General features: G+C 40.6%; 4 protein-coding genes and 2 pseudogenes. 4 read left to right on the forward strand and 2 right to left on the reverse strand.

Annotated features, from left to right (window positions below):
* The first annotated feature begins 168 nt into the window (after nt 1-168).
* The 4 genes from SB660_RS18800 to SB660_RS18815 all read left to right on the forward strand — a co-directional run bounded on the left by SB660_RS18800 (nt 169) and on the right by SB660_RS18815 (nt 4,773).
* A complete protein-coding gene (locus SB660_RS18800; protein WP_169057217.1) occupies nt 169-1,149 on the forward strand; it encodes a pectinesterase family protein in 981 nt (326 codons plus the stop codon).
* Between the two features lie 127 nt (nt 1,150-1,276).
* Nucleotides 1,277-2,761, forward strand: a complete 1,485-nt coding sequence (gene dacB, locus SB660_RS18805) for a D-alanyl-D-alanine carboxypeptidase/D-alanyl-D-alanine endopeptidase (RefSeq protein WP_058014940.1) — start codon at nt 1,277-1,279, stop codon at nt 2,759-2,761.
* Nucleotides 2,762-2,780: 19 nt separating this feature from the next.
* Nucleotides 2,781-4,148, forward strand: coding sequence for an MATE family efflux transporter (locus SB660_RS18810; RefSeq protein WP_061408134.1), 1,368 nt, complete (start codon nt 2,781-2,783; stop codon nt 4,146-4,148).
* 64 nt (nt 4,149-4,212) lie between these two features.
* Nucleotides 4,213-4,773, forward strand: coding sequence for a CatB-related O-acetyltransferase (locus SB660_RS18815; RefSeq protein ID WP_058014942.1), 561 nt, complete (start codon nt 4,213-4,215; stop codon nt 4,771-4,773).
* 78 nt (nt 4,774-4,851) lie between these two features.
* Here SB660_RS18815 and SB660_RS18820 read toward each other — a convergent pair.
* Together SB660_RS18820 and SB660_RS18825 are read right to left on the reverse strand one after the other, a co-directional pair.
* Nucleotides 4,852-5,067, reverse strand: a pseudogene (locus SB660_RS18820) (transposase); the annotation flags it as partial.
* Between the two features lie 133 nt (nt 5,068-5,200).
* Nucleotides 5,201-5,839: pseudogene (locus SB660_RS18825) on the reverse strand (hypothetical protein); the annotation flags it as partial.

Genomic DNA, 5,839 nt, shown 5'->3' on the forward strand with positions numbered 1-5,839 from the left:
CAATCACCGATAAACTATCGGCAATTGGCTGTATAAAGGTGTTTTGATCCCTGTCTCAATAACGGGGGTCAGTCCCCATCAATAAGTGGGTGTTTTTTTGTGATTATCATGAATAGGATCAAAAAGAATGTTTGATTGAAAACGTTCACAAAGAGGAGGAAATGTATGATGAAGTATGGAAAGGTATGGCTTGTGGCCGTCTTGTCATTATTACTATTGAACTCAGATTCACTTCAAGCAGCCGATCATCAGAATCAAACAAATCGCGTCCTTGTGGTCGATCAAAAAGGAAATGGCTCGTTTCGAAACGTTCAGTCTGCTATTGATGCGATTCCAGTGAACAATCAACAGCGCGTAACGATCTATATTAAAAATGGTGTGTATAAAGAAAAAATCCTGCTTCCGCAAAATAAACCTTATGTGTCCTTTATCGGGGAAAACCAACACAAGACGATTCTAACGTATAATGATACAAATGCAAGTACTGGCAGCACAACAAATAGCTCAAGCACAATGATTCGTGCGAACGACTTTTACGCAGAAAATATCACCTTTCAAAATACGGCCGGCAGACATGCTGGTCAGGCAGTTGCACTGTACGTCTCTGGCGACCGGGCTGCGTTCAAACAAATACGTGTCTTAGGGTATCAAGATACACTTTATGCAACAGGAACAGGCCGCCAATATTATGAAAACTGCTATATCGAAGGAACGGTCGATTTTATTTTTGGATCAGCCACAGCTGTGTTTAAAAGAGCTGAAATAAGAAGTCTTGGAAATGGGTATATTACTGCAGCATCCACAACTGAAGCTCAAAGGTATGGCTATGTATTCATCGACTCTACATTGCAAAAGGGGACGGCTGCTGCTCAATCGGTTTATTTAGGACGTCCGTGGCGGCCTCATTCTGCTGTGACATTCCTCTATACACAAATGGATGATCATATAAAGGCAGAGGGATGGCATAACTGGGATAACCGTGATAATGAAAGAACAGCAAGATATAAAGAATATGGATCGGCAGGGGCAGGAAGCAATTTGACAAACCGCGTAAAATGGTCCAGCATTTTAACGAAAAACGAAGCAAGTCAAATCACGGTGCAAGCTGTTCTTGGCGGAGCCGATGGCTGGAATCCAGAAAAAAGGTAAAGGGCTTGTCAGTTTTCGTCAAAGAAAGCTGACTTTTCTGTTTAAAAAACCTTTGAGAACAAACGTTCTTTTGTGTATAATGAACATATTCTTCTAAAATTGGCTGCGACAAAAAAGGAGGGATTCCGTGAAGCGTTTTTCACAGCTCTTGTTTTTACAAATATGTATCCTGTCGATTTTATTTCTCCCGTTTTCAGCAAAAGATGATCAACTTGTAGCTCGTAACGGCTCACTGCCGTGGATGACAGCTTTAGATGAATTTATACGAACAGCACCTGATTTAGAAAGTGCAATCTCTGGCATCAGCGTCCGCGATACTTCTGACTCCTCTCTTCTTTATGAACATCAAGCCGATACGCGCCTTACTCCTGCTTCTAATATAAAACTGCTCACATCAGCTATCGCCCTTGATATACTTGGAGAAACACACACATTCCCTACAGACATCTGGATGGATGGTTCTATTCAAAAGAAAACGTTATATGGAAGCCTGTATCTACGTGGTACCGGAGATCCGACTTTATTAGAAGAGGATTTTGCAGCACTTGCCAAACAAGTGAAAAAGGCCGGAATACATACAATTCGCGGACAGCTTGCGGCTGATGATACTTGGTTTGATGACACAAGGTATTCGATTGATTTACCTTGGAGTGATGAAGATCAATATTACGGCGCTCAAATATCTGCTCTCACTGCTTCACCGAATGAGGATTATGATGCAGGAACGCTGATTCTCGAAGTCAAGCCAGGAAAGAAAGCAGGGCAGAAGGCCACCTATGACACGATCCCGAAGACTGACGTCGCTCAAGTTGTCAATCAAGTGAAAACTGTGCCAGAAGGCGGAAAGAAAAAAATATCTTTTAAGCGCTCTCACGGCACAAACAAAATTACGCTGACTGGGACGATTCCGCTAAAAGCATCTTCATCTAAACAATGGGTAGCATTATGGGAACCGACAACGTATTCTTTAGACTTAATGAAACGAGCATTAAAGGCTGAGGGTATTCAGCTGAAAGGATCACTCAAAACAAAACAAGTTCCTAAAAAAGCAAAAAAAATCGCTTCCCATTCGTCAATGCCTTTATCGGAGCTTCTTGTTCCGATGATGAAATTAAGCAATAATACACATGCAGAAATTCTGTTAAAAGAACTTGGCAAGCGGGTAAAGAACAAAGGAAGTTTTGACAAAGGGCTTGACGTGCTGAATGAACGTCTCCCTGCCTTTGGCATAGATTCATCCATGGCTGTGTTGAGAGACGGATCAGGCATATCACCCATTAATCTTGTTTCAGCAAACCAATTCACGTTATTTTTGACAAACATTCAAAAGGAAAAATGGTTTGACACCTATGTCAATGCACTTCCGTTAGCTGGGGCAAGTGAGCGTATGGTGGGAGGTACATTAAGAAACAGATTGAAAGAACCAGCTACACTAGAAAAAGTGCGTGCAAAAACAGGCTCGTTATCAACGGTCAGTACACTATCTGGGTATATTGAAACGCAGAGTGGAAAGACGCTTGCTTTTTCCATATTATTGAATCACCTCGTTGATGACGAAAAAGGTAAAGAGATAGAAGACCGCATTGTCAGCATATTAGCTGAGGATCTTTAGACAGAGAAGGAGAACCATCATGACGTTAGATAATAATCAATCTTTAGTAAAAACCATGTCGATCTTTCTAATTCCACTTTTATTAAGCAATATTTTACAATCAATCGGGCAGCTTGTGTCCATTGTGCTTGTCGGTAGATGGATTGGAGAGGATGCAGTAGCTGCAATTTCTGCATTCTTTCCGCTTTTCTTTTTACTTGTTTCTTTTTCCATTGGAATTGGATCAGGAAGCTCGATCCTCATTGGACAAGCGTATGGAGCAAAAAATGAGCAGAGATTAAAGGAAATTATAGGCACAACGCTTTCGTTCACTTTTTTAATTGGACTTTCTTTAGCTGTCATTGGAGGCTTTTTTGCAACTGATATTTTACATTTGATGGGGACGCCTGCAAATATTGTGGAGGAAAGTGCGGCATATGCCAGAATCCTATTCATCTCCATGCCGGTCTTATTTCTTTATTTTGTCTATACGACCTTTTTACGTGGAACAGGAGATTCAAAAACACCATTTTATTTCTTAATGATTAGTACTGGAACAAATATTTTATTGCTGCCGATTTTATTATTTGGCTGGCTCGGTCTACCGGCATTTGGTTTATATGGTGCTGCGTATTCTTCAGTGATTTCTACAATCGTTACGTTTATCATTCTGCATATCTATCTTTATAAAACAAAGCATCCGCTGCGCATTGATGCGTCGGTTAGAAAGCATTTATTGATGAAAGGGGATTTATTAAAAACGTTATTAAAGTTAAGTATCCCTTCTAGTATTAATATGATTCTGATTTCTTTATCAGAAATTGCTGTCATTTCTTTTGTAAACGATTATGGATCACAGGCAACAGCAGCCTATGGCGTTGTCAACCAAGTCGTAAGTTATGTACAGATGCCCGCAGTGAGCCTTGGTATTGCGGTTTCTATTTTCGCAGCACAATTCATTGGCGCAGGAAACATGAATCGTTTGAAAGATGTCATTAAAATTGGTCTAGGGCTAAACTTTGCGATAGGCGGATTGATTATTATTTTCGTCTATATTTTCGCACCGCAAATTTTATCTATCTTTTTAACAGATCCTGCAACGATTGATATTGCATATAGTTTGGTCGTGATTACACTATGGAGCTATCTCATTTTTGGAACGGCGCAAATCGTTGCAGCCACAATGAGAGCAAGTGGAACCGTTCTATGGCCGACCATCTTTAGTATTTGTTCCATTTGGCTTGTTGAAGTACCAGTGGCTTATGTGCTATCACACCACACATCGCTCGGGATCAAAGGAATCTGGATAGGATATCCTGCAGCCTTTTTTGTAAACTTATTCCTCCAATATGGCTATTATCGATTGGTTTGGAAGAAAAAGCAGATCGTTGCACTTGTCCAATCATAATGTGAGCCTATCATCGGGCATATACATACGAAGATCGATTACTTTTTAGGGGGTCTGATCTTCTATGTTTTTAAACCAAAGAAGTGAGCTCGGCTCGTATGATATCGGTGATTTCACTTATGCCGGACCAGATTTTCAAGTGTTGACTTGGGGAGAAGGAACGACACTGAAAGTGGGAAAGTTTTGTTCCATTGCAAACGAAGTAAAAGTTTTTCTTGGTGGTGAACATCGAACAGATTGGGTCACGACGTATCCCTTTAATCAAATTTTCACAGAGGCTGCTCATATTGAAGGACATCCACGATCAAAAGGAGATGTGTGCATAGGGCACGATGTTTGGATTGGATATGGAGCAACGATCATGTCAGGAGTACATATAGGAAATGGGGCAGTCATTGGAGCAAATAGTCTGATTACAAAAGATGTGCCACCATATGCGATTGTAGCAGGGAACCCGCAGCGGCTCATGAAATATCGGTTTTCTTTTGATATCATTGAAAAGCTTCAGTTATTAGAATGGTGGAATTTAGAGTTTTCGATCATACAGTCTGTTTTTCATCTCTTGCAATCTGATGATATTGAACATTGTATAAATGTCGTAGAAGACATAAAAAAGAAAGGCTGAAAAAGCCTTTCTTTTTATGTTTAGTGTAAGTGTGATGGAGTGCTTTAGTGAAAAAGGCCTCACACACACCTAGCTTCTGCCGTACAGGTATCCGATAAACATCATTTTGAATAAAATAAGTGGATCAAGAGAAGGACGACCTTTATTCTCGCTATAATACGGTTTTACTTTATCTACGATAAATGAAAACTCAATGTACTGATCAATTTTACGAAGCAGGTGATCCTCTTCGACCAGTTGATCTAGCAATACAAATTCGGCTTCGTGCTGAGAAGAATTTCTAGTGTGGAACATGAGAAAAACACCTTCCTTTAGTATGCTTTTCTCTATTATAAAATGGACAGATGGAAACTTAGAAAAAAATAAAGCTGTCGAGATTTTTTCGACAGCCTGAAAGCATAAAGGCCAAAGCCTTTATGCGTTTTGTTTATACATATCTTACAGCATTTGCAGCTCGAGTATCTGTGTTAACTGTTGTTATACTTGACTGTGCTGTAATAATGATATTAACAGTATATACATTATTACCCGTACTAGTTACAGTATCAACGAAAGTGGTGGAAACTACAAAGCTTTGTGCCCCTGCGCCTGATCCTGATCTAAAGAAAGGAACTTCTGTTAACAATGTTCCGTTTCTCCTTAATCGAGTATTTCCATTTATACTATAATTCGCTGTAGTGTTAGCTGTAATATTTGCTGACAGGTCAATCTTTACTCTTTGACCACTTGTTACAGGAACTGTAAAAGTGAGTACTGTTATTTCTGAATTTAACGGAGGAAATATTTGCTGCTGTGTTGCTGTTTGGTCAAAGAAAATTTGTGAGGTTGGTCCAGTAGCTCCCGTTGCACCAGTAACTCCAGTAGGACCAGTAGCTCCGGTTGCACCAGTAGCTCCAGTAGGACCGGTAACTCCGGTTGCACCTGTTGCTCCCGTTGGACCGGTAGTTCCGGTTACACCAGTTGGTCCAGTTGGACCAGTAGCTCCGGTCGCACCTGTTGCTCCCGTTGGACCGGTAGTTCCGGTTACACCAGTTGGTCCAGTTGGACCAGTAGCTCCGGTCGCACC

The organism is Bacillus sp. SIMBA_005, assembly GCF_046535585.1.
Lineage (GTDB): Bacteria > Bacillota > Bacilli > Bacillales > Bacillaceae > Bacillus > Bacillus pumilus.